The organism is Shinella sp. WSC3-e, from assembly GCF_945994535.1.
GTDB lineage: Bacteria > Pseudomonadota > Alphaproteobacteria > Rhizobiales > Rhizobiaceae > Shinella > Shinella yambaruensis.
In genome coordinates, this window is the sequence record NZ_OZ000530.1 from 197,805 (window position 1) to 216,791 (window position 18,987).

Sequence of the window (18,987 nt, forward strand, 5' to 3'; positions counted from 1 at the left end):
GGTGAGCGGAATGGGTTGCAGTTCATGTTCAAAGGGACCAGAGGGCCTTCGCGCCCGCGGCAAGGCCGTCGCGCACGGCGGTATCGGCGTCGATGACGGTGGGGGCGATGCCGGCGGCGGCAAGGGCGTCCTTGTAGAGTGCGCCGAGCCCGCCGGACACGACGAGCGTGACGGGCGTGCCCTCGGCGACGAGGGAGAGGGCTCCGGCGATCTCCAGCCCGATCAGCGTGCCGGAAAGGCGTGCCTTGGCATCCACCGGCGAAAGCCCCGCGATCAGCGAGCCGGCGCGCACGGAGAAGATCTGGCTCGTTGCAAGCGCCGGATTGGCCACCATGCGCACGACTGCGGCGCGGAAGGCGGCGTTGTCGCCGGCAATCGCCCCGGCCTCGGCGATGGCGTGGCTGAGGATCGTGTTCCTGGCGATCGCCTCGAACAGCTCACCGGTCATGAAGGTGGAGAACCCCGCGACCTTTCCGCCGGAAAGGCGCACCCACTTGCTGTGCGTGCCGGGCATGCAGACGAGGTGGTCGCCTTCGCCGAGCGCGGCGGCGGCGCCGAGAAGCTGGGTCTCCTCGCCGCGCATGACATCGGGCGCGGCCGCGTCGCGCTGGGCAAGGCCGGGCAGGATGCGGATGTCAGCGGAAGCGCCGGGAATGCGCACGGCGGCGGCGGGAATGTCGGCAAGCGCGGCGGGCGTATCGAGATAGCCGGCCTCGACCCAGCCCTGTTTGGCCCCGGCCATGCCGCAGATCAGCACCGGCAGGCCGGCGGGTGCCGAGACGGCGGCAAGGTGGCTTTGCAGCACCTCGGCAAAGCCGGTGCGGGCGGCGGTCGTCATGCCTTCGCCGCTGCGGCGCTCGGCGAGCACGTCGCCGTCCTTGCCGATGAGCCAGAGGCGGAAGCTGGAGGTCCCCCAGTCGACCGCGACATAAGCGGGTTCGGGTGTGGTCATCAGAGCATGCCTCCGTCGACGATGAGCGTTTGTGCGGTTATGGCGCCGGAGGCCTCCGACGCCAGGAAAAGGCAGGGGCCGACCATGTCGTCGGCGATGAGCGAGCGTTTCAGGCACTGGCGGGCGATGCCGCCGGCCACCGCCGCCTCGTCGATCCACAGGCGCTTCTGCCGCTCGGTCAGCACCATGCCGGGCAGGATGGCGTTGACGCGGATATTGTCCGGCCCGAGCCGACCGGCGAGCGACTTGGTAAGGCCGACAATGCCGGCCTTGGCGGTGGAATAGCCGGGAAACTCGCCCATGTTGAGCAGGAAGGCGATGGAGGAGAAATTGACGATCGCCCCGCCGCCGGCTGCCCGCATATGCGGTGCGGCGGCCTGGGCGGCGAAGAAGTGGTGGCGCAGGTTCACCGCCTGGTTCTCGTCCCAATAGTCGGGCTCCACGGTCTCCAGATCGTGCCGGTCGTCGCGCGCCGCATTGTTGACGAGCACGCTGAGGCCACCGAGCACAGCGGCCGCTTCATCGACCGCCCGGCGCAGCGCATCGATGTCACGCAGGTCCGTCCGTATATAATGGGGCAGGTGCCCGACCGCGCCTTCGAGTTCCGAGACCAGGTTGCGGCTCTCCACCTCGGCAATGTCGAGAAAGGCGACGCGGGCGCCGGCAGCGGCAAACCCCCTGACCAGCGCCGCGCCGATGCCCGAGCCGCCGCCGGTGACGAGCACGCCCTGTCCTGCAAGGTCCGGATAACGCCCTGTCATCGATGGTCTCCAGAAAATTCCATTATTTGGAACTGAGTTTGATTATTCGGAATTATTTCGTTACCATGGCAGCCTGTCAAGGGACGAGCGGGGATGTGGCAATGGCGAACGAGCGGGACGAGGAGGGGGGCACCGGCACGCTCGGCAAGGCGATGGCCGTCCTGGAGACCGTGGCGCTCGCCGAGCGCCCGATGCGTTTCACCGACGTGCTCGCCGTCAGCGGGCAGCCGCGCGGCACGCTGCACCGGCAGCTCTCCCATCTGGTGCAGGAGGGGTTGCTGGAGCTGCGTCCCGACCATGCCTATGTGCCGGGCCTGCGCCTCTTGAAGCTCGCTTCCGCCAGCTGGGCGCGCAACGAGTTCCGCGCCGTCGCCGCGCCCTTCCTCGAGGCGCTGCACCGGCAGACCGGCGAGACCGTGCATCTCGGCGTCCTGCGCGGGCGGGAGATCATCTATCTCGACAAGGTGGAGAGCCGGCAGGCCGTGCGCATGAACTCGCAGATCGGCAATGCCTCGCCGGCCTATTGCACCGGCGTCGGCAAGGCGGCGCTCGCCGCGCTGGATGCCGAGGCGCTCGACGCCCTCCTGTCCGGCCTGGAGTTCCGCCGGTTCACGCCGCAGACGATCACCAGCCGGGCGGCGCTGCTCGACGAGCTGGCGCAGATCCGTTTGAGCGGCATCGCCTTCGACCGGGAGGAGCACGAACCGGGCATCCGCTGCGTCGCCGCCCCGGTCTTCGACGCCGGCCGCGCGCTCGTCGCCGGCGTTTCCGTGACGGGGCCGGCCTATCGCGTCGGTGAGGCGCAGCTCGACGACTGGGCGCCGCGCGTGCGGCATGCGGCCGGCGCCATCATGGCGGAATTGTCGGCCCGCCTCGGTCCGCAACGGTAAGTCGAGAGGCAAGGTCCGTAAATGATGGCATGGTTGTCTTATGGCGCCATTTTACGGTAAATTAGAAAATCGCGCTGGACGTGGAGTTGGGGCATCATTAGCTTCCCTCACGACCAGCTCACGAGTTGCGTCGCTCGCCGCGGACTTGAGGCGCGGTTCATCGAACATACTTGCATTGGGATACGGGGGTTCCTGGAGCAAGCAGTGCATTGTGACGGCATTTTTGCCGCACGGGCGCGTGCGTGCTGAAGGAAGATGGATATGGCGGATCGATTTCATACGGCGTCTGCGCGGTTCCGGCATCGGCGGGACCCGGATCCGGCGACGCTGGGCTCGCAGGAGGACGTCGCCGAGACGCTGGACAGCCTGACCAAGCACTACGGCCTTCGCGGCTACCTCCTGATCAACGTCCCGTCGGAAACCTCGACCGACTTCTCCTCCAACGTGCTGCTGACGTCCTGGCCGGACGAGATGCTCAAGACATACGACCATGCCGGCCTGATCTTCGGCAGCCCCGTCATCGAGCGCCTGCGCCAGAGCACCAACCCCTTCACCTATGATGCGGACCGCACGAACCGGCGCAGGGCCGATGGCAAGGCGGCGATCGCGGCGAGCCTCTTCGAACGGCACGGCCTGTCGCGCGGGGCCTATTTCCCGGCCCACAATTCGGTGGGCCTGCGCGGCGCGCTGGCCTTCGGCGGCACGCGCGACGTGCTCAATCCGCGTGAGATGGCCGAACTCAACGCGGTCGCGAACCTCATCTTCACCGAAGTCGTCGAGCTGCGCGCCGGCCGCCGGCAGAACGTTTCGCTCTCGCGCCGCGAGATCGAGTGCCTGTCCTGGGCCTCGGCCGGCAAGACGAGCGTGGAAATGTCTGAAATCCTCGGCCTTTCGGAATATACGGTCAATCATTATCTCAACCGGGCGACGCGCAAGCTCGATGCCGTCAACCGGGTCCAGGCGGTCGCCAAGGCGATTCGCGCTGGGCTTTTGAACTGATGCATAAAAAAACCTTGCGACTTTCTGGAATGCGTGCGGTTCCGCTCCAAATGCCCAAGGCTAAGAACAAAATTGCGGGGGACCATGACGGCTGACGAAACGAGCAGCACCGACAACCAGCTACGGGACGAAGGCAGCGAGATCGCCGCTCTCGAAACGCAGTTCGACATCGTGCGCTATATGCGGCGCAAGTGCGAGGAATACGGGCTCAAATTTTTCATCGTCTTCAACCTGCCGGGCTTCGAGGCGGAGAAGCTGTCGGCCTATTCCATCGTCAGCAACTGGCCGCAGGAAATCCTCGGAAAATACGATGCGCTACGCATGGTTCGCCACAGCGCCGGCATCCGTAAGCTGCGGCTTACCACCGTGCCGTTCTCCTATGACATGCGGGAATGGATCGGCGAATCCTCCGAGCAGCTGGATTTCACCGAGCTGGTGGGCGCGATGACCAGCCACGGCATGCTGGCCGGCCACTTTTTCCCCGTGCACGATGCGCTCGGCAACCGCGGCGCCGTCGTCTGGGGCGGCGAGAGCCCGACGCTCGGCCGCGACGAGCGGCTGATGCTGCAGATGATCTCCGTCCACCTCTTCAACCGGCTCGCGGAGATCGGCGCGGCCTGGAAATCCGGCCAGGTCGTGCTCACCGAGCGCGAGATCCAGTGCCTCAGCTGGACCGCGGCGGGCAAGACCAGCCTGGAGATCGCCGAAATCCTCGGCCTGTCCGAGCATACGGTGAACCACTACCTCAACCAGGTCACGCGCAAGCTGGAGGCGGTCAACCGCACCCAGGCCGTGGTCAAGGCCATCCGCCGCGGGCTGATCGCCTGAGCGGGAGCCGGGGCTTTCGGTCGCGGGCGAAAACGTTTGGCGAGCGCCTTTCCGTGCACTATCTACGGAAAAAAGGGCCGCGGCCTGATGCCGCGACGGGTCGATCGAGGGTTTCATGACGGATGTAAGCAAGGAACAGGTGCTGGAACGGCTGCGCACGGTGCGCGGCCCGGACATGGATGGCAACATCGTCGACCTCGGCCTCGTCTCGGATGTCTTCATCTCCGACGGCAAAGCCTATTTCTCGATCACCGTGCCGGCCGAGCGCGCCCGCGAGCTCGACCCGATGCGCGCCGCCGCCGAGCGCGTCGTCAAGGAAATCCCCGGCATCAAGGCCGCCATGGTGGCGCTGACGGCGGACAAGCGCGCCGCTTCCGGCCCGGCCGCCGCCCGCGCGCCGACCCCGCCGCCCCCCGGCCGCGGCGATGCGCACGGCCATGCCGGCCATGCCCATGCCGCGCCCGGCCAGCCGCCGCAGCGCGCGAAGTCCGGCATTCCCGGCGTCGGCGCCATCATCGCCGTTGCGTCGGGCAAGGGGGGCGTCGGAAAATCCACCACCTCCGTCAACCTCGCCCTGGCGCTGAAGGCGAACGGCCTTCGCGTCGGCATCCTCGACGCCGATATCTACGGCCCGTCCATGCCGCGGCTCCTGAAGATCTCCGGCCGGCCGCAGCAGCTCGAAGGCCGCACGATCAAGCCGATGGAGAACTACGGCATCAAGGTCATGTCCATGGGCTTCCTCGTCGACGAGGAGGTGGCGATGATCTGGCGCGGGCCGATGATCCAGTCGGCGCTGATGCAGATGCTGCGCGAGGTCGCCTGGGGCGAGCTCGACGTGCTCGTCGTCGACATGCCGCCGGGCACGGGCGATGCGCAGCTCACCATGGCCCAGCAGGTGCCGCTCGCCGGCGCCGTCATCGTCTCCACCCCGCAGGACCTTGCCCTCATCGATGCGCGCAAGGGCCTCAACATGTTCTCGAAGGTCGAGGTGCCGGTGCTCGGCATCGTCGAGAACATGAGCTATTTCATCGCGCCCGACACCGGCAACCGCTATGACATCTTCGGCCATGGCGGCGCGCGCAAGGAGGCCGAGCGCATCGGCGTGCCGTTCCTCGGCGAGGTGCCGCTGACCATGGATATCCGCGAGACCTCCGATGCCGGCACGCCCGTCGTCGTTTCCAATCCGGATGGCGCGGCGGCGAAGACCTATCGCGCGATCGCCACGCGCGTCTGGCAGGAACTCCAGGCGATCGAGGGCAAGGGCGCGCGCGGCGCGCCGGCGATCGTCTTCGAATAGCCGAACCTTTCGCGCCCCGGCGCGTTGCCCGCCATGGCCTTGCTTTTTATGTTGCGCCGCGCAATATGCGCGGCCGACCGCTGAAGCGTGGCGTCCAGTCAGGAGTGTGAGCGATGGTCCTTCCCGGAGCCATTCGCCGGTGATCACGGTTTTCCGCCCCAACGGCGAGGCGCGCGCCCTGCCGGCAGAAACCGATTCTGCGGCCGCCGAGGCCCTTGCCGGCGCCGTCTGGGTCGATCTGCTCGAACCCACCCGCAACGACGAGGCCGTGATCGAGCGGGTCCTGTCGATCGACGTGCCGACGCGCGACGAACTGAAGGACATCGAGCCGTCGAGCCGGCTCTATACGGACGGCAACGCGGCCTACATGACGGCTTCGCTGATGGTGAAGGCGGAAAGCGACCTGCCGCACCTGACCGACGTCGCCTTCATCCTCACGCCGGACCGGCTGCTGACGGTGCGCTATGCCGAGCCGCGCTCCTTCTCCCTGTTCAAGAGCGCGATGCACCGCATTCCGGGCGGCTGCGGCACGCCCATCGTGATGATCACGCGGCTTCTGGAAACCATCGCCGACCGCACCGCCGAAATCCTCGAGATCGCGGTTTCACGCGCCGACAAGCTCTCGCTCGAAGTGTTCGGCGACAAGCGGCATCTGAGCCGCCGCCCGCCGCGCTATCTGGAAGACCGCGTCGTGCAGGTCTCCGCGCTCCACCGCCTTGTCGCCAAGACGCGTGACAGCCTGATGTCGCTCTCGCGTGTCCTGACCTTCCTGCATGGCCTGCCGGCGCTGCAGTCCGATCGCGAGAGCCTGGAGCTCTGCCGCACGGTGACGCGGGACGTGCAGTCGCTCTCCGAGCACGCCAATTTCGTCGCCGGTAACATCACCTTCCTGCTCGATGCCTCGCTCGGCCTCATCAACCTCGAGCAGAACGCCATCATCAAGATCTTCTCGATCGCCTCCGTCGTGCTGCTGCCGCCGACGCTGATCGCATCGACCTACGGCATGAACTTCGAGTTCATGCCGGAACTGCACATCCCCGCGGCTTATCCGCTGACGCTGGCCGCCATGGTGCTGTCGGCGATCCTCCCCTTTTTCTTCTTCCGCTGGAAAGGCTGGCTCTAGGCCTGATCGTCCCATGCAAGCACATGCCGCCGGCGCTCCGCATTCCCGCAGCAGGGCGCGCACGCTGTTCCTTCTCGCGCTCGGCTCCGTCGGCGTCGTCTATGGCGACATCGGCACGAGCCCGCTCTATGCCCTGCGCGAGGCGCTGCGCCCGGTCGCCGGCGACGGTCTCGTGCGCGAGGAGGTCGTCGGCCTCATCTCGCTGATGATCTGGACGCTGACGGTCATCGTCACGCTGAAATACGTGCTCTTCCTGCTGCGCGCCGACAACCACGGCGAGGGCGGCACGCTCTCCCTGCTGGCGCTTCTCACGAAGACCGCGGGCCGGCATGCCACCGTGCTCTTCTTCATGGGGGCGGCCGGCGCGGCGCTCTTCATCGGCGATGCGATGATCACGCCGGCGCTGTCCGTCCTTTCCGCCGTCGAGGGCCTGAAGCTCGTGACGCCGACGCTCGACGACTATATCGTGCCGATCTCCGTCGTCATCCTCGTCATGCTGTTTGCCGTGCAGTCCTGGGGCACGGCCGCCGTGTCGAAGTTCTTCGGCCCGATCACCGCCCTCTGGTTCATCGTCATGGGCCTCGGCGGCATCAGCCATATCAGCGACGACCTCGGCATCCTGGCCGCCTTCAACCCGTATTATGCCGTGCTGTTCATGTATAACGAAGGCTATGTCGGCCTCGTCGTGCTGGGGGCGGTCTTCCTGACGGTGACGGGGGCGGAGGCGCTCTATGCGGACCTCGGCCATTTCGGCCGGCGGCCGATCCAGTGGGCCTGGTTCTGCCTGGTCTTCCCGGCGTTGACGCTGAACTATCTCGGCCAGGGCGCGCTGGTGCTTTCCCATCCCGAGACGATCGCCAATCCGTTCTTCCTGATGTTCCCGAAATGGGCGCTGCTGCCGGTCGTCATCCTTGCGACCTTCGCAACGATCATCGCCAGCCAGGCGGTCATCACCGGCGCCTTCTCGCTGACGCGCCAGGCGATCCATCTCGGTTTCCTGCCGCGCATGGAGATCTTCCACACGTCCGAGACCCAGACCGGCCAGATCTATCTGCCGGGCGTCAACACGGTGCTGCTCTTCGGCGTCATGCTGCTCGTCTTCATTTTCGGTTCCTCGGAAGCGCTGGCGACCGCCTACGGCATTTCCGTCACCGGGGCGATGGTGGTGACGACCGTGCTTGCCTTCGAGTTCCTGCGCAGGCGCTGGCGCTGGACGCCGCTTGCCGCCGCCGCGGCGCTGCTGCCGCTCTTCCTGCTCGAGCTCACCTTCCTCGGCGCGAACCTGCTCAAGGTGGTCGACGGCGGTTATGTGCCGGTCATGATCGCCGGCGCCGTCGTCGTCCTGATGTGGACCTGGACCCGCGGCACGAGGATCCTGCGCGAAAAGACCCGGCGCATCGAGGTGCCGCTGCCCGCCTTCGTCAAGTCCGTGGAAAGGCCCGGCGCGCATGCCCCGGTGCAGGTCACCGGCACGGCGATCTTCCTCACCAGCGATCCGGACTTCGCCCCCGCCGCGCTGCTGCACAACATCAAGCACAACCACGTCCTGCACGAGCGCAACTTCATCCTGACGATCAAGACCGCCAACACGCCGCGCGTCGCTCCGGCCCAGCGGTTCTCGGTCGAGAAGATCTCGGAGCGGTTCTCGCGCATCGAGATGCATTTCGGCTTCATGGAGACGCAGAACGTTTCCCAGGCGCTCGGCCTGATGCGCAAGGCGGGGCACAGGTTCGACATCATGTCGACCTCGTTCTATCTCGGCCGCCGCAAGCTGGTGCCCGACGCCGAATCGGGCATGCCCATGTGGCAGGACCGGCTTTTCATCGCGCTCGCTAACATCGCCACCGACCCGTCCGACTATTTCCGCCTGCCGACCAACCGCGTAGTCGAGCTCGGCTCGCATGTCGTGATCTGACGAAAACGTGAAGGGGAGGTGAACGCCTCCCCGAAAGCCGTTTATCAGCATTAACCAACCATCAAGGTTAATGCTTCATTTTACCCTGACAACGAGCCGCTTCGGGCCCGTGCTTCGGCGCGGAAGGGCTCCCATACAGTCAGTTTCGGGCAGGAGGACACGCCATCGACAATGGCGGCGCGCCTGCGCATGCGTGCGGAGTAAGAAGTTGCGTAAGCGTAGCATTCGTCATGCGGCGGCCGGCCGCTTCCTCGCCTATCTGAAGCGGGAGTGGAAAATCCCCCTGGCCGCCGGCCTCGGCCTCGTCGCCACCTTTCCGACGCCGGCCGCCCATACGGACCTTGCCACCTATCTCGCCGGCCTCAACCGCAAGGGCGGCAACCAGACCATGGTGCTGACCCGCTCGCCCGCCGGCTCGATCCACGAGGTCGAGATCGCCTTCGCCGACGCCATGACGACCGGAGGCATCGAAAGCGGCGCGGGCGTGGAGCTGCCGGGCGGCGTCACGGCGGCGCTGCGCAGCGAGCACAAGGGCAAGGGCGGCATTCCCGACGAGGACCGCGTCAACCGCCGCGACAAGAAGGGCCGCATCGTCGCCGTCCTGCCGGTGACGCCGCCGAAGGGCTTTGCCGCCGGCTCGATTCTCGATCGCACCAGCTTCCTGCTCTCGCCCGCCTTCGACACCGGCCAGCGCATGGCCTTCGCCAAGCCGCAGATCAAGGGCAAGGAAATCGAGATCGCCACCGCCTTCTACAAGAAGGAGCCGGTGCGCAGGAATCCCGGCGTCTCGCCCGTCATCGCAAGCCTCGTCACCAATGACAATGCCGACGTGCTGGCGACCGCCTATGCCCGCGTCGAGCCGGATTACGCCCGGGAATCGCCCTTCGATTCGATCCTCAAGCCGAAGACGGAACTCGGCCGCTTCGTGCCCGATATCTCGCCGGACGATCACGCCTGGGCGGCCACGCCGCTGCCGGCGGAGGTCTTCACCGCCAAGGAGCAGAAGTGCCTTGCCGAAGGCATCTATTTCGAGGCGCGCGGCGAGGAGCTGAAGGGCCAGGCCGCCGTCGCGCAGGTCATTCTCAACCGCGTGCGCAACCCCGCCTATCCGAAGACCATCTGCGGCGTCGTCTACCAGAACGAAAACTGGCGCAACCGCTGCCAGTTCTCCTTCGCCTGCGACCGCATTCCCGACCTGATCCTCTCGCCCTGGCACTGGAAGACCGCCAAGGAGATCGCCATGGCGGTCACCGCCGGAAAGATCTGGTTCGACGACGTCGGCTCGTCCACCCACTACCACGCGACCTATGTGAACCCGCCCTGGGGCCGTACGATGAAGCGGGTGGCCAAGATCGGCAAGCACATCTTCTACCGCACCTATGGCGGCGGCTGGAGCTGAGGAGCGCTGAGGGGCGGGGCGGGGTGAGTCCGCGCCACAGCCTTCGCGATTCCCGGGACGATCGGTCGCGCCTGATGCGTGATTCCGGCTAATCTATTGATTTATTTCATAATATTTGCTGCTGCGCAAAGCTTCGCCATGCCTTGACTATGCCGGCACCTAAAACTATGTTGCGCCCGACTTCGAAAGGGGTCGGATATGGCTTGAATCCTAGCCTTCAATATGTCCGCAATGGGGCGAAAGCGCCGCGGAACGAAACGGGAGAACGCCATGGCCGACGAACAGAAGAAAAGTCTGGAAGACCGGCTGAAGCGCCTGGATGCGGAACTCGCGGAACGGCGCAAGGACGACGGGGCGGATAGAGCCGCCGAGGCACGGGCATCGGAGAGCCGCAAGGGCTACGCGGTGGCCATGAAGCTCTCGAGCGAGTTCGTCGCTGCTGTCATCGTCGGGGCGCTTCTGGGCTATCTTTTGGACCATTTTGCAGGTACAGGGCCGTGGGGGATGATCGTTCTTCTGCTCCTCGGCTTCGGTGCCGGCGTTCTGAACGTCATGCGCGCGGCTGGCATGGTGGCATCGCCCCATCCGGTCGACAGGCTGGCGGGGCGAGAGCCCGGCAAGGCCGGCAGCGGGCGGGACGAGACCAAACCGAAGGACGGCGCCTGACGGCGCGGTCCCATTCATGGGTGACTTCCGCCGCAAGGCGGGCAAGCGAGAGAGATAGACGGTGGCAAACGATCCGACCCATCAGTTCCTGGTCAACAAGATTGTTCCGATCGAAATCGGCGGCATCGATTTCTCGTTCACCAACGCCTCGCTCTTCATGGTCGCCACCGTCGCGGCCGCCGCAGGCTTCCTCTACTTCACGACCGGCCAGCGCGGCCTCGTTCCGAGCCGCATGCAGTCGGTCTCGGAAATGTCCTACGAGTTCATCGCCTCGATGCTCCGGGAAGGGGCGGGCAGCCACGGGATGAAGTTCTTCCCGCTGGTCTTCTCGCTCTTCATGTTCGTGCTGACGGCGAACCTGCTCGGCATGGTGCCCTATTTCTTCACGGTCACCAGCCAGATCATCGTCACCTTCGCCCTGGCCATCCTCGTCATCGGCACGGTGGTCGTCTACGGTTTCTACAAGCACGGCTTCGGCTTCCTGAAGCTCTTCGTGCCATCCGGCGTTCCCGGCGCGCTGCTGCCGCTGGTCGTCTCGATCGAGGTCATCTCGTTCCTCTCGCGTCCGATCAGCCTGTCGATCCGTCTCTTCGCCAACATGCTGGCGGGTCACATCACGCTGAAGGTCTTCGCCGGCTTCGTCACCTCGCTCGGCGCGCTCGGCGCCGTCGGTGTCGCCGGTGCGATCCTGCCCCTTCTCATGACCGTCGCCCTGACCGGTCTCGAATTCCTCGTGTCGTTCCTGCAGGCCTACGTCTTCGCAGTTCTGACATGCATGTACCTCAACGATGCCGTGCATCCGGGTGGTCACTAAGGAAACAGTCGTCGGCGCCCTCGGGCGTCGCTCATAAGCCGCAACAACCCATTCAAGGAGTTCAACATGGAAGCGGAAGCAGCAAAGTTCATCGGCGCAGGTCTTGCCACGTTCGGTCTCGCCGGCACGGCTCTCGGCCTCGGCAACATCTTCGGCAACTACCTGGCCGGCGCTCTGCGCAACCCGTCTGCTGCTGACAGCCAGTTCGGCCGTCTCGTATTCGGCTTCGCCGTTACGGAAGCTCTGGGCATCTTCTCGCTGCTCATCGCTCTCCTCCTCCTCTTCGCCGTCTGATATCGGCCGAGGACTGGACCATGGCCTCCGGGCCGTGGTCCATCGTACGTTCCGTACAAGATCTGAGAGTGCCCCCTGGAGGTGAGCATGTCCGTGACCCCGGCATCGGCCGAGTCCACCCCTTTCGAAATCGCCCAGGCGGAAACCCCTGCGACGTCGCATGAGACGGATACGCATGCGGCCCAGCCGGCAGGCGAAGTGCACACCGAAACGGGTGTGGCCCATGGCGACGAGCACGCCACCGGCGTTTTCCCGCCCTTCGACCAGACCACGTTCGCATCGCAGCTCCTGTGGCTGGCGATCACCTTCGGTCTGTTCTACCTTCTCATGTCGAAGGTCGTCATTCCGCGCATCGGCGGCATCCTCGAGACGCGCCATGACCGTATCGCGCAGGACCTCGACGAAGCCTCCCGCCTGAAGGCGGAAGCCGACGCCGCGATTGCGTCCTACGAGCAGGACCTTGCCAGCGCCCGCGCCAAGGGCAATGCGATCGCCTCGACCGCCCGCGACGAAGCCAAGGCCAAGGCCGACGCCGAGCGCGCCAAGATCGAAGCCTCGCTGCAGGACAAGATCGCCGGTGCCGAGACCCGCATCGCCGAGATCAAGGCCAAGGCCCTTGCCGATGTCGGCTCGATCGCCGAGGAAACCACGGCAGCCCTCGTCGAGCAGCTCATCGGCGCCAAGGCCACCAAGGCCGAGATCGCTTCCGCCGTGAAGACGGCCGCAGGCGAATAAGGAGGACACCATGGCATTCGACGCAACATTCTATGCCTTTGTCGGCCTTCTCCTGTTCCTCGCCCTCATCGCCTACCTCAAGGTTCCGGGCATGATGGCAAAGGGTCTCGACGCCCGCGCGGAGAAGATCCAGAACGAGCTGGCGGAAGCCAAGCGTCTTCGCGAGGAGGCCCAGCACCTGCTCGCCGAATACCAGCGCAAGCGCAAGGATGCCGAGGCGGAAGCCGCCAGCATCGTCGCCGCCGCTGAACGCGAGGCCAGCGCCCTGACGGCCGAGGCCAAGCAGAAGACCGAGGAATACGTCACCCGCCGCACGGCGCTCTCCGAGCAGAAGATCCGTCAGGCCGAGGCCGACGCGATCAACGCCGTGCGCGCCGCCGCCGTCGACCTCGCCGTCGCCGCCGCCGAGAAGGTCATCGCCACCAAGGCCGATGCCGCCACCGGCAAGGCGCTGTTCGACAACGCCATCGGCGAAGTGAAGGCCCGCCTCAACTGAGGCCGCCCGCACGATCGATCTGAAAAAGGCCGGAGCGATCCGGCCTTTTTCGTTGTGCCTATGCCATGACAAGGCGTGTCATGTGCTGGTCCGATACGCCTCGCCGATCTCGCGCTCGGTGAGAATGCGGTCGATCAGGCCCCATTCCAGCGCTTCCTCGGCCGTCATGAAGCGGTCGCGGTCCATGGCCTGTTCGAACTCCTCGTAGCTGCGCCCGCAATGGCGGGCATAGAGCCGCGTCATGCGCTGCTTGGTCTTCAGGATCTCCTCGGCGTGGATGAGCATGTCCGATGCCTGGCCCTGGAAGCCGCCGGAGGGCTGGTGGACGAGGATGCTGGCATTGGGCAGGGCGGCCCGCATGCCGGGCGCGCCGGCCATCAGCAGGAACGAGCCCATCGAGCGGGCCGTGCCCATGCAGAGCGTGTGAACGGGCGCGCGGATGTAGCGCATCGTGTCGTACATGGCAAAGCCGCTGGTGACCATGCCGCCGGGGGAGTTGATGTAGAGCTGGATCGGCTTCTGCGGGCTCTCGGCCTCCAGGAACAGTAGCTGTGCGCAGACGAGCGCGGAGACGGTGTCGTTCACCTCGCCGTTGAGGAAGATGATCCTCTCGCGCAGCAGGCGGGAATAGATGTCGAAGGAGCGTTCGCCCCGGCTGGATTGCTCGACGACCATAGGGACGAGTTGCATCGTTTCGCGCATGGGCGAACTCCTGTCTTCCGGATTGTTTCGGGGAGGGGTGGGTTAGGTCAGGCGGCGCGCATCAGCGTGCGCCCGTTGCCATTGTCGTTGATGGGCCGCGGCACGACGCGCGCATCCGCAAGGCCATGGACGATCCGGAGCGTGGTGCCGCCCTGCCCGTTGGGACGGAGCTGGAACGCCACGAGGCTTTCGAGATGGGGCGGCTCATCGTCCCGCAGCCTGTAGCGGATTTCCTTGCCGGGCGCGGTCAGGACCGGCTCGGCGTCGGCGAGCGCGCCGCCCGGCAGCCATCTTTCGCGAAAGGCGGGAATGCTGATCGCCCGCCAGACCTTTTCGGTCGGTGCGTCGAGCTCATATTCGAGCACGAGATCCGTCGCCTGCTCGGCCTGCCTGTCGCTCATTGGTCCATGTCCTTCAGCAAATCCTTCAGGGCGTCGATCCGCGCCGGCCAGTAGGCCCGATATTTCGCGAGCCATCCGGCAATGCGCGCCAGCCCGTCCGGGTCGACCTTGTAATTGATGAACCGTCCCTGCCGCTCCTCGCGCACCAGCCGCGCCTGGCGCAGCACCGCCAGATGCTGGGACATGGCGGGCTGGCTGATCTCCATGCCCTCGCGCAGCGCGCTGGCATTCATCGCGCCGTCCGCCAGCTTCTCGAAGATCGCGCGGCGCGTGGGATCGGCAAGCGCCTTGAATATCTCGTTCTCGATCATGGGAATGAGATAAGCATACACTTATCTGATTTGCAAGGACCCGGTCGTGCAGGCAGGCGGGAGCCGTCCCCCCGGGCTCAGTCCTGCCGGAGCGGGCGGAAGCTCATGCGGTGCAGCCGGCAGGGGCCGATATCCGTGATGGCCCTGCGGTGCACTTCGGTGGCGTAGCCGGCATGGATGGCGAATCCGTAGCCGGGATAGGTGTCCTCGGCGCGGGCCATCATGCGGTCGCGCATCACCTTGGCGACGATGGAGGCGGCGGCGATGGAGAGCGAGCGGGCATCGCCCTTGACGACGGCGCGGCCCTCGCAGGCAAGGCCGGGCGGCACGTCGCGGCCATCGGCCAGCACGAGTTTCGGTGCGATCTCCAGGCCCGCGACGGCGCGGCGCATGGCATCGAGGCTCGCCTTGCGGATGTCGATGGCATCGATGCGGCGCGACGAGCTGGAGGCGACGGAGACGAAGGCCGACTGCAGGATCAGGGTGAACAGCGCCTCGCGCCTGGCGGCATTGAGCTGCTTGGAATCGTTGAGGCCGCCGGGGATGTTGTCCGGGTCGAGCACCACGGCGGCGGCGACGACCGGACCTGCCAGGGGGCCGCGCCCGGCCTCGTCCGTGCCGGCCACCGGCCAGATGCCACGCTTCAGGGCCGCGGCTTCCATCTGGAAATCCGGCCCCTCGGGCAGGTCGAAAAGAAGGCGGGAATCGGAGGATGCGGTACGGGACATGCGGCGAACCTCGCACATCCATCCGATTCCCTGCAAGCCCTCCGGCAGGAGGCGGACGCCGGAGGAGCGCCGGTATGCCCCGGGGAAAGGCAGACCGGAAGAAGAGGCCGGGCGCGGGCGCCCGGCGGGGTTTCGTTTTCGCAGCTCTCCGGTTCGGACCGAACAGGATGCGCTGGATTTCCCGGTGCCGTCAGTCCTTTCGGGAAAGCCGGATCCGCTTTCCCCTGACAAATCGGCCGGGCGAGGCGCGAGGCCCCTCCCGCCTTACAGCAGCGAAAGTTGCACGCCGCTGCCCGAGGGCGGCACGAATTGGTCGCAGGCAAGGCTGCGGCGGGTGCGGGTCAGCTCCAGCCGCTTGGCCGCCATCTCGAAGCGGCGGGCGATCTGCCAGGCATAGGGACCTGCGCCCTTCATGCGCTTGCCGAATTCGGCGTCGTAATCCTTGCCGCCGCGCATGGAGCGCACCAGCGACATGACATGGCGGTAGCGGTCCGGGTAGTGGCGCAGCAGCCAGTCGCGGAAGAGGGGGCTCACCTCCAGCGGCAGGCGGAGCAGCACATAGCTCGCCTCCAGCGCGCCGGCGGCCTTGCCCGAATCGAGCACGCGCTCGATCTCGTGGTCGTTGAGGCCGGGAATGATCGGCGCCATCATGATGGCGACGGGAATGCCGGCCTGCGAGAGCGTGCGGATGGCCTCCAGCCGGCGCGGCGGGGTCGCGGCGCGCGGCTCCATGGTGCGGGCGAGCTTGCGGTCGAGCGTGGTGACGGAAAGCCCGACCCAGGCGAGGCCCCGCGCCGCCATGCGCGCAAGGATGTCGATGTCGCGCAGCACGAGCGCCGACTTGGTGACGATCGAGACCGGATGGTTTGCCGCGTCCAGCACCTCGAGGATCTGCCGCATGATGCGCCATTCCTTCTCGATCGGCTGGTACGGATCGGTATTGGTGCCGATCGCGATGACGCGCGGCTTGTAGCCGGGCTTGGAGAGCTCGCGTTCCAGCAGCTTCGGCGCGTCCGGCTTGGCAAACAGCCGTGCCTCGAAATCGAGGCCGGCGGACAGGCCCATGAAGGCATGGGTCGGCCGGGCGAAGCAGTAGATGCAGCCGTGCTCGCAGCCGCGATAGGGATTGATCGAGCGGTCGAAGGGAATGTCGGGCGATTCGTTGCGCGTGATGATGGTGCGCGGCTTTTCCACCTGCACCTCGGTTCTGAAGGGCGGCAGTTCCTCCAGCGTCTGCCAGCCGTCATCGACCGTCTCGCGCGTCACCGGCTCGAAGCGGCCGGTGAAGTTGAGGCCCGCGCCCCGGCCGCGCCGGCGCTCGCTGTCGACGCGCATGCCCGTCTCGGCCATCAGCGCTTCGGCAATGTCTTTCGCGTGGCCGGGCGCAAGCGCGCCCTGCCTCAGGCTGGCCAGATCGTTCATGAGTGTCTCCGCCGGGGGCAGGCCCCGATTCAATGATTATATTCCTATCGCGCAAATGAGAACAATGCAAGAACAAATTTCGGGGCGCCGCTAACCATGCCGCCTAACCATGCGGGAAACTTCGCGGGTTCCCGCGGTGGAAATCGATGCTGCAATGCGGTATGGGAGGACATGCTGACCATCATCATGGAATGCCGGGACAATGAGGCCGAGCTTGCGCAGACATTGTCGGCGCTGGTTTCCGGCGCCGTCGAGGGCATCGTGCGCGACGTGATCGTGCTCGACCACGGCTCGCGCGACGGTTCCTCCAAGGTGGCGGACGCCGCCGGTTGCCGCTTCCTGACGAGCTGGGACATGAAGGACGTGGTGCGTTCGGCCCGCGGCGACTGGCTGCTGCTGCTGGAGCCGGGCGCCCGGCCGCTGTCGGGCTGGGTGGATGCCGTCGTCGACCATGTGTCGGTCAACCGCAACCCCGCACGGTTCCTCGGCTCGCGCAGCCATCGCCGGCCGTTCTTCCAGCGCCTTGCGCGCCGTCGCGTGCCGCTGGAGCAGGGCTACCTCGTCAGCAAGCGCCAGGCCTCGGCCGCGGTGCGCACCGGCATGACGCTCGCCGACATCGCGACGGGCGCCGGCGTGCGCCGGCTGGCCGTGGAGCTGGTGCCCGCCTGGGCCGTGAAGGCCATGCGGGCGGGGATCGATTGAGCCAGGACGGGACATCGTTGCGGAACACGCCGTCGGTGACGGATAGCTCGATTGCGAAATCGGCGTCGGCATCGATGTCGCGCCACTCCCCCGGAAGGGAGCGGGTCAGCCGGCGGTGCGCTTCAGGTGCTCGTCGAGCCGCGGCATGATTTCCACGAAGTTGCAGGGCATGTGGCGATAGTCGAGCTGCGCCTTCAGGATGCCGTCCCAGGCGTCCTTGCAGGCGCCGGGCGAACCCGGCAGCGCGAAGATGAAGGTGGCGTTGAGGACGCCGCCGGTCGCGCGCGACTGGATCGTCGAGGTGCCGATCTTGTCGTAGGAGATGCGATGGAAGACCTCGGAAAAGCCGTCCATGCGCTTTTCGAACAGCGGCTCCAGCGCCTCCGGCGTCACGTCGCGGCCGGTAAATCCCGTGCCGCCCGTGGTGATGACCACGTCCACCGCGTCGTCGCGCGTCCAGGTTTCCACCCTGGCGCGGATCGCGGCCACGTCGTCCGTCACGATGGCGCGGTCGGCAAGGCGGTGCCCGGCCTCCCTGATGCGCGCGACCAGCGTATCGCCGGACCGGTCGGTGTCGAGGGTGCGCGTGTCGGAGACGGTGAGCACGGCGATGCCGACCGGGATGAAGGGCCTCGTCTCGTCAATATGCGCCATCGTCGGCTCCTTTGCCTTGCGCTTCCAGCGTGCGCGTGGCGGTGAAAAACCAGTGCGGATGCCGGCGGGAGAGCGCCGCCGCCGCGGTCTCGGCAGCCGCGTCCGTATCGTATAGCGCAAAGCAGGTCGCGCCGGAACCGGACATGCGCACGAGGCCGGCGCCGGTGGCCGCAAGGCTTTCGGAGATCGCGGCGATCTCGGGGCAGAGCCGGCGGGCAGGGGGCTCCAGGTCGTTGCGCAGGCGCGCAAGCGCTTCCGCCCAGCCGGCGGCGCCCGCAAGGGCGAGCGGCGGGTTGTGCCGGGAGGCAAGCGCCTGGAAGACGGCCGGCGTCGAAACGCCGACGAGCGGATTGGCCAGCACGATGGGAAGGGCCGGCAGGGCGACGGGGGTGATCGCCTCGCCGACGCCGCGCGCGCGCAGCGGGCGGCTGGCAAGGCACATCGGCACGTCGGCGCCGAGGCCGAGGGCAAGCGCATCCAGCCCGTCGGCGGGCAGCTCCGCGCGCCACAGCGAGATGAGGCCGCGCAGCGTCGCGGCGGCATCCGCCGAGCCGCCGCCGATGCCGGAGGCGACGGGCAGGTTCTTTTCGAGATGGATGTGCACGGGCGGGGCCGCCTGCCCGGTCGGGGCGAGCGCCGCGCGCAGCCGGTCGCGCGCGCGGGTGACGAGGTTGTCGGCCTCGGCCGAAAGCGCTCCGCAGAAGCGGCCGGTGAGGGTGAAGCGGTCCTCGGCCGCCGGCGCAAGGCCGATGCGGTCGCCGAAGGCGGTGAAGGTCACGAGGCTGTCGAGGAGGTGGTAACCATCCTCGCGCCGGCCGGTGACGGCGAGCGCGAGGTTGATCTTGGCCGGGGCCGGCTCGACGACCGCGAACCCCGACAGGGCGTCGGCGTCAGCCAT

At 66.8% G+C, this 18,987-nt stretch carries 22 protein-coding genes; 13 read left to right on the top strand and 9 right to left on the bottom strand.

Annotated elements, in window-relative coordinates; all coding sequences use genetic code 11:
• Positions 1 to 28 precede the first annotated feature (28 nt).
• Both AABF56_RS00905 and AABF56_RS00910 read right to left on the bottom strand, forming a co-directional pair.
• Entirely contained in the window at positions 29 to 952 is a 924-nt protein-coding gene (locus tag AABF56_RS00905) for a 2-dehydro-3-deoxygalactonokinase (RefSeq protein WP_272804595.1), read from the bottom strand.
• The gene (locus tag AABF56_RS00910; RefSeq protein WP_272804596.1) at positions 952 to 1,713 is read right to left on the bottom strand and encodes an SDR family NAD(P)-dependent oxidoreductase; all 762 of its coding nucleotides are present in this window, start codon (positions 1,711 to 1,713) and stop codon (positions 952 to 954) included. The genes AABF56_RS00905 and AABF56_RS00910 overlap by 1 nt, the downstream gene beginning before the upstream one ends.
• Before the next feature lie 101 nt (positions 1,714 to 1,814).
• Here AABF56_RS00910 and AABF56_RS00915 point away from each other — a divergent pair, with 101 nt between their 5' ends.
• The 12 genes from AABF56_RS00915 to AABF56_RS00970 all read left to right on the top strand — a co-directional run bounded on the left by AABF56_RS00915 (position 1,815) and on the right by AABF56_RS00970 (position 13,169).
• Positions 1,815 to 2,603, top strand: coding sequence for an IclR family transcriptional regulator (locus AABF56_RS00915; RefSeq protein ID WP_272804597.1), 789 nt, complete (start codon positions 1,815 to 1,817; stop codon positions 2,601 to 2,603).
• 261 nt (positions 2,604 to 2,864) lie between these two features.
• Entirely contained in the window at positions 2,865 to 3,602 is a 738-nt protein-coding gene (locus AABF56_RS00920) for a helix-turn-helix transcriptional regulator (RefSeq protein WP_272804598.1), read from the top strand.
• A gap of 84 nt (positions 3,603 to 3,686) precedes the next feature.
• Positions 3,687 to 4,430: a helix-turn-helix transcriptional regulator gene (locus AABF56_RS00925; protein ID WP_244767879.1), complete on the top strand. Its 744-nt coding sequence runs from the start codon at positions 3,687 to 3,689 to the stop codon at positions 4,428 to 4,430.
• Positions 4,431 to 4,545: 115 nt separating this feature from the next.
• Entirely contained in the window at positions 4,546 to 5,727 is a 1,182-nt protein-coding gene (locus AABF56_RS00930; protein ID WP_244767878.1) for an Mrp/NBP35 family ATP-binding protein, read from the top strand.
• A gap of 139 nt (positions 5,728 to 5,866) precedes the next feature.
• Positions 5,867 to 6,850 (top strand): magnesium transporter CorA family protein, encoded by a 984-nt coding sequence (locus AABF56_RS00935; RefSeq protein ID WP_284220291.1) that lies wholly within the window; start codon positions 5,867 to 5,869, stop codon positions 6,848 to 6,850.
• A gap of 13 nt (positions 6,851 to 6,863) precedes the next feature.
• A complete protein-coding gene (locus AABF56_RS00940; RefSeq protein ID WP_272804599.1) occupies positions 6,864 to 8,765 on the top strand; it encodes a potassium transporter Kup in 1,902 nt (633 codons plus the stop codon).
• 223 nt (positions 8,766 to 8,988) lie between these two features.
• Entirely contained in the window at positions 8,989 to 10,164 is a 1,176-nt protein-coding gene (locus tag AABF56_RS00945; protein WP_443021142.1) for a cell wall hydrolase, read from the top strand.
• A 270-nt stretch (positions 10,165 to 10,434) separates the two neighbouring features.
• On the top strand, positions 10,435 to 10,830 hold the full coding sequence (locus AABF56_RS00950; protein ID WP_244767876.1) for an AtpZ/AtpI family protein: 396 nt from the start codon (positions 10,435 to 10,437) through the stop codon (positions 10,828 to 10,830).
• A 61-nt stretch (positions 10,831 to 10,891) separates the two neighbouring features.
• Complete coding sequence (locus AABF56_RS00955; protein ID WP_244767875.1) at positions 10,892 to 11,644, top strand: F0F1 ATP synthase subunit A; 753 nt, start codon at positions 10,892 to 10,894, stop codon at positions 11,642 to 11,644.
• A gap of 66 nt (positions 11,645 to 11,710) precedes the next feature.
• On the top strand, positions 11,711 to 11,938 hold the full coding sequence (locus tag AABF56_RS00960; protein WP_024270186.1) for a F0F1 ATP synthase subunit C: 228 nt from the start codon (positions 11,711 to 11,713) through the stop codon (positions 11,936 to 11,938).
• An 87-nt stretch (positions 11,939 to 12,025) separates the two neighbouring features.
• The gene (locus AABF56_RS00965) at positions 12,026 to 12,673 is read left to right on the top strand and encodes a F0F1 ATP synthase subunit B (protein WP_244767874.1); all 648 of its coding nucleotides are present in this window, start codon (positions 12,026 to 12,028) and stop codon (positions 12,671 to 12,673) included.
• Between the two features lie 10 nt (positions 12,674 to 12,683).
• Positions 12,684 to 13,169, top strand: coding sequence for a F0F1 ATP synthase subunit B (locus tag AABF56_RS00970; RefSeq protein ID WP_244767873.1), 486 nt, complete (start codon positions 12,684 to 12,686; stop codon positions 13,167 to 13,169).
• Between the two features lie 78 nt (positions 13,170 to 13,247).
• On the opposite strand, the gene AABF56_RS00975 is transcribed toward AABF56_RS00970, so the two are convergent.
• The 5 genes from AABF56_RS00975 to AABF56_RS00995 all read right to left on the bottom strand — a co-directional run bounded on the left by AABF56_RS00975 (position 13,248) and on the right by AABF56_RS00995 (position 16,733).
• The gene (locus AABF56_RS00975; protein ID WP_272804600.1) at positions 13,248 to 13,871 is read right to left on the bottom strand and encodes an ATP-dependent Clp protease proteolytic subunit; all 624 of its coding nucleotides are present in this window, start codon (positions 13,869 to 13,871) and stop codon (positions 13,248 to 13,250) included.
• Positions 13,872 to 13,918: 47 nt separating this feature from the next.
• Positions 13,919 to 14,272 carry an SRPBCC family protein gene (locus AABF56_RS00980; RefSeq protein WP_272804601.1) on the bottom strand — a complete coding sequence of 118 codons (354 nt, stop codon included), beginning with the start codon at positions 14,270 to 14,272 and terminating at the stop codon, positions 13,919 to 13,921.
• Complete coding sequence (locus tag AABF56_RS00985; protein WP_272807409.1) at positions 14,269 to 14,583, bottom strand: ArsR/SmtB family transcription factor; 315 nt, start codon at positions 14,581 to 14,583, stop codon at positions 14,269 to 14,271. The genes AABF56_RS00980 and AABF56_RS00985 overlap by 4 nt, the downstream gene beginning before the upstream one ends.
• A gap of 77 nt (positions 14,584 to 14,660) precedes the next feature.
• Entirely contained in the window at positions 14,661 to 15,329 is a 669-nt protein-coding gene (locus AABF56_RS00990; RefSeq protein ID WP_272804602.1) for a ribonuclease HII, read from the bottom strand.
• A gap of 246 nt (positions 15,330 to 15,575) precedes the next feature.
• On the bottom strand, positions 15,576 to 16,733 hold the full coding sequence (locus AABF56_RS00995) for a PA0069 family radical SAM protein (protein ID WP_272804603.1): 1,158 nt from the start codon (positions 16,731 to 16,733) through the stop codon (positions 15,576 to 15,578).
• A gap of 171 nt (positions 16,734 to 16,904) precedes the next feature.
• Between AABF56_RS00995 and AABF56_RS01000 the strand changes: the two genes are divergently transcribed.
• The gene (locus AABF56_RS01000) at positions 16,905 to 17,435 is read left to right on the top strand and encodes a glycosyl transferase (RefSeq protein WP_272804604.1); all 531 of its coding nucleotides are present in this window, start codon (positions 16,905 to 16,907) and stop codon (positions 17,433 to 17,435) included.
• A 105-nt stretch (positions 17,436 to 17,540) separates the two neighbouring features.
• Here AABF56_RS01000 and moaB read toward each other — a convergent pair whose 3' ends face one another.
• Complete coding sequence (gene moaB / locus AABF56_RS01005) at positions 17,541 to 18,089, bottom strand: molybdenum cofactor biosynthesis protein B (RefSeq protein WP_272804605.1); 549 nt, start codon at positions 18,087 to 18,089, stop codon at positions 17,541 to 17,543.
• The gene (locus tag AABF56_RS01010; protein ID WP_272804606.1) at positions 18,076 to 18,987 is read right to left on the bottom strand and encodes a 4-(cytidine 5'-diphospho)-2-C-methyl-D-erythritol kinase; all 912 of its coding nucleotides are present in this window, start codon (positions 18,985 to 18,987) and stop codon (positions 18,076 to 18,078) included. Before AABF56_RS01010 ends, moaB begins: the two co-directional genes overlap by 14 nt.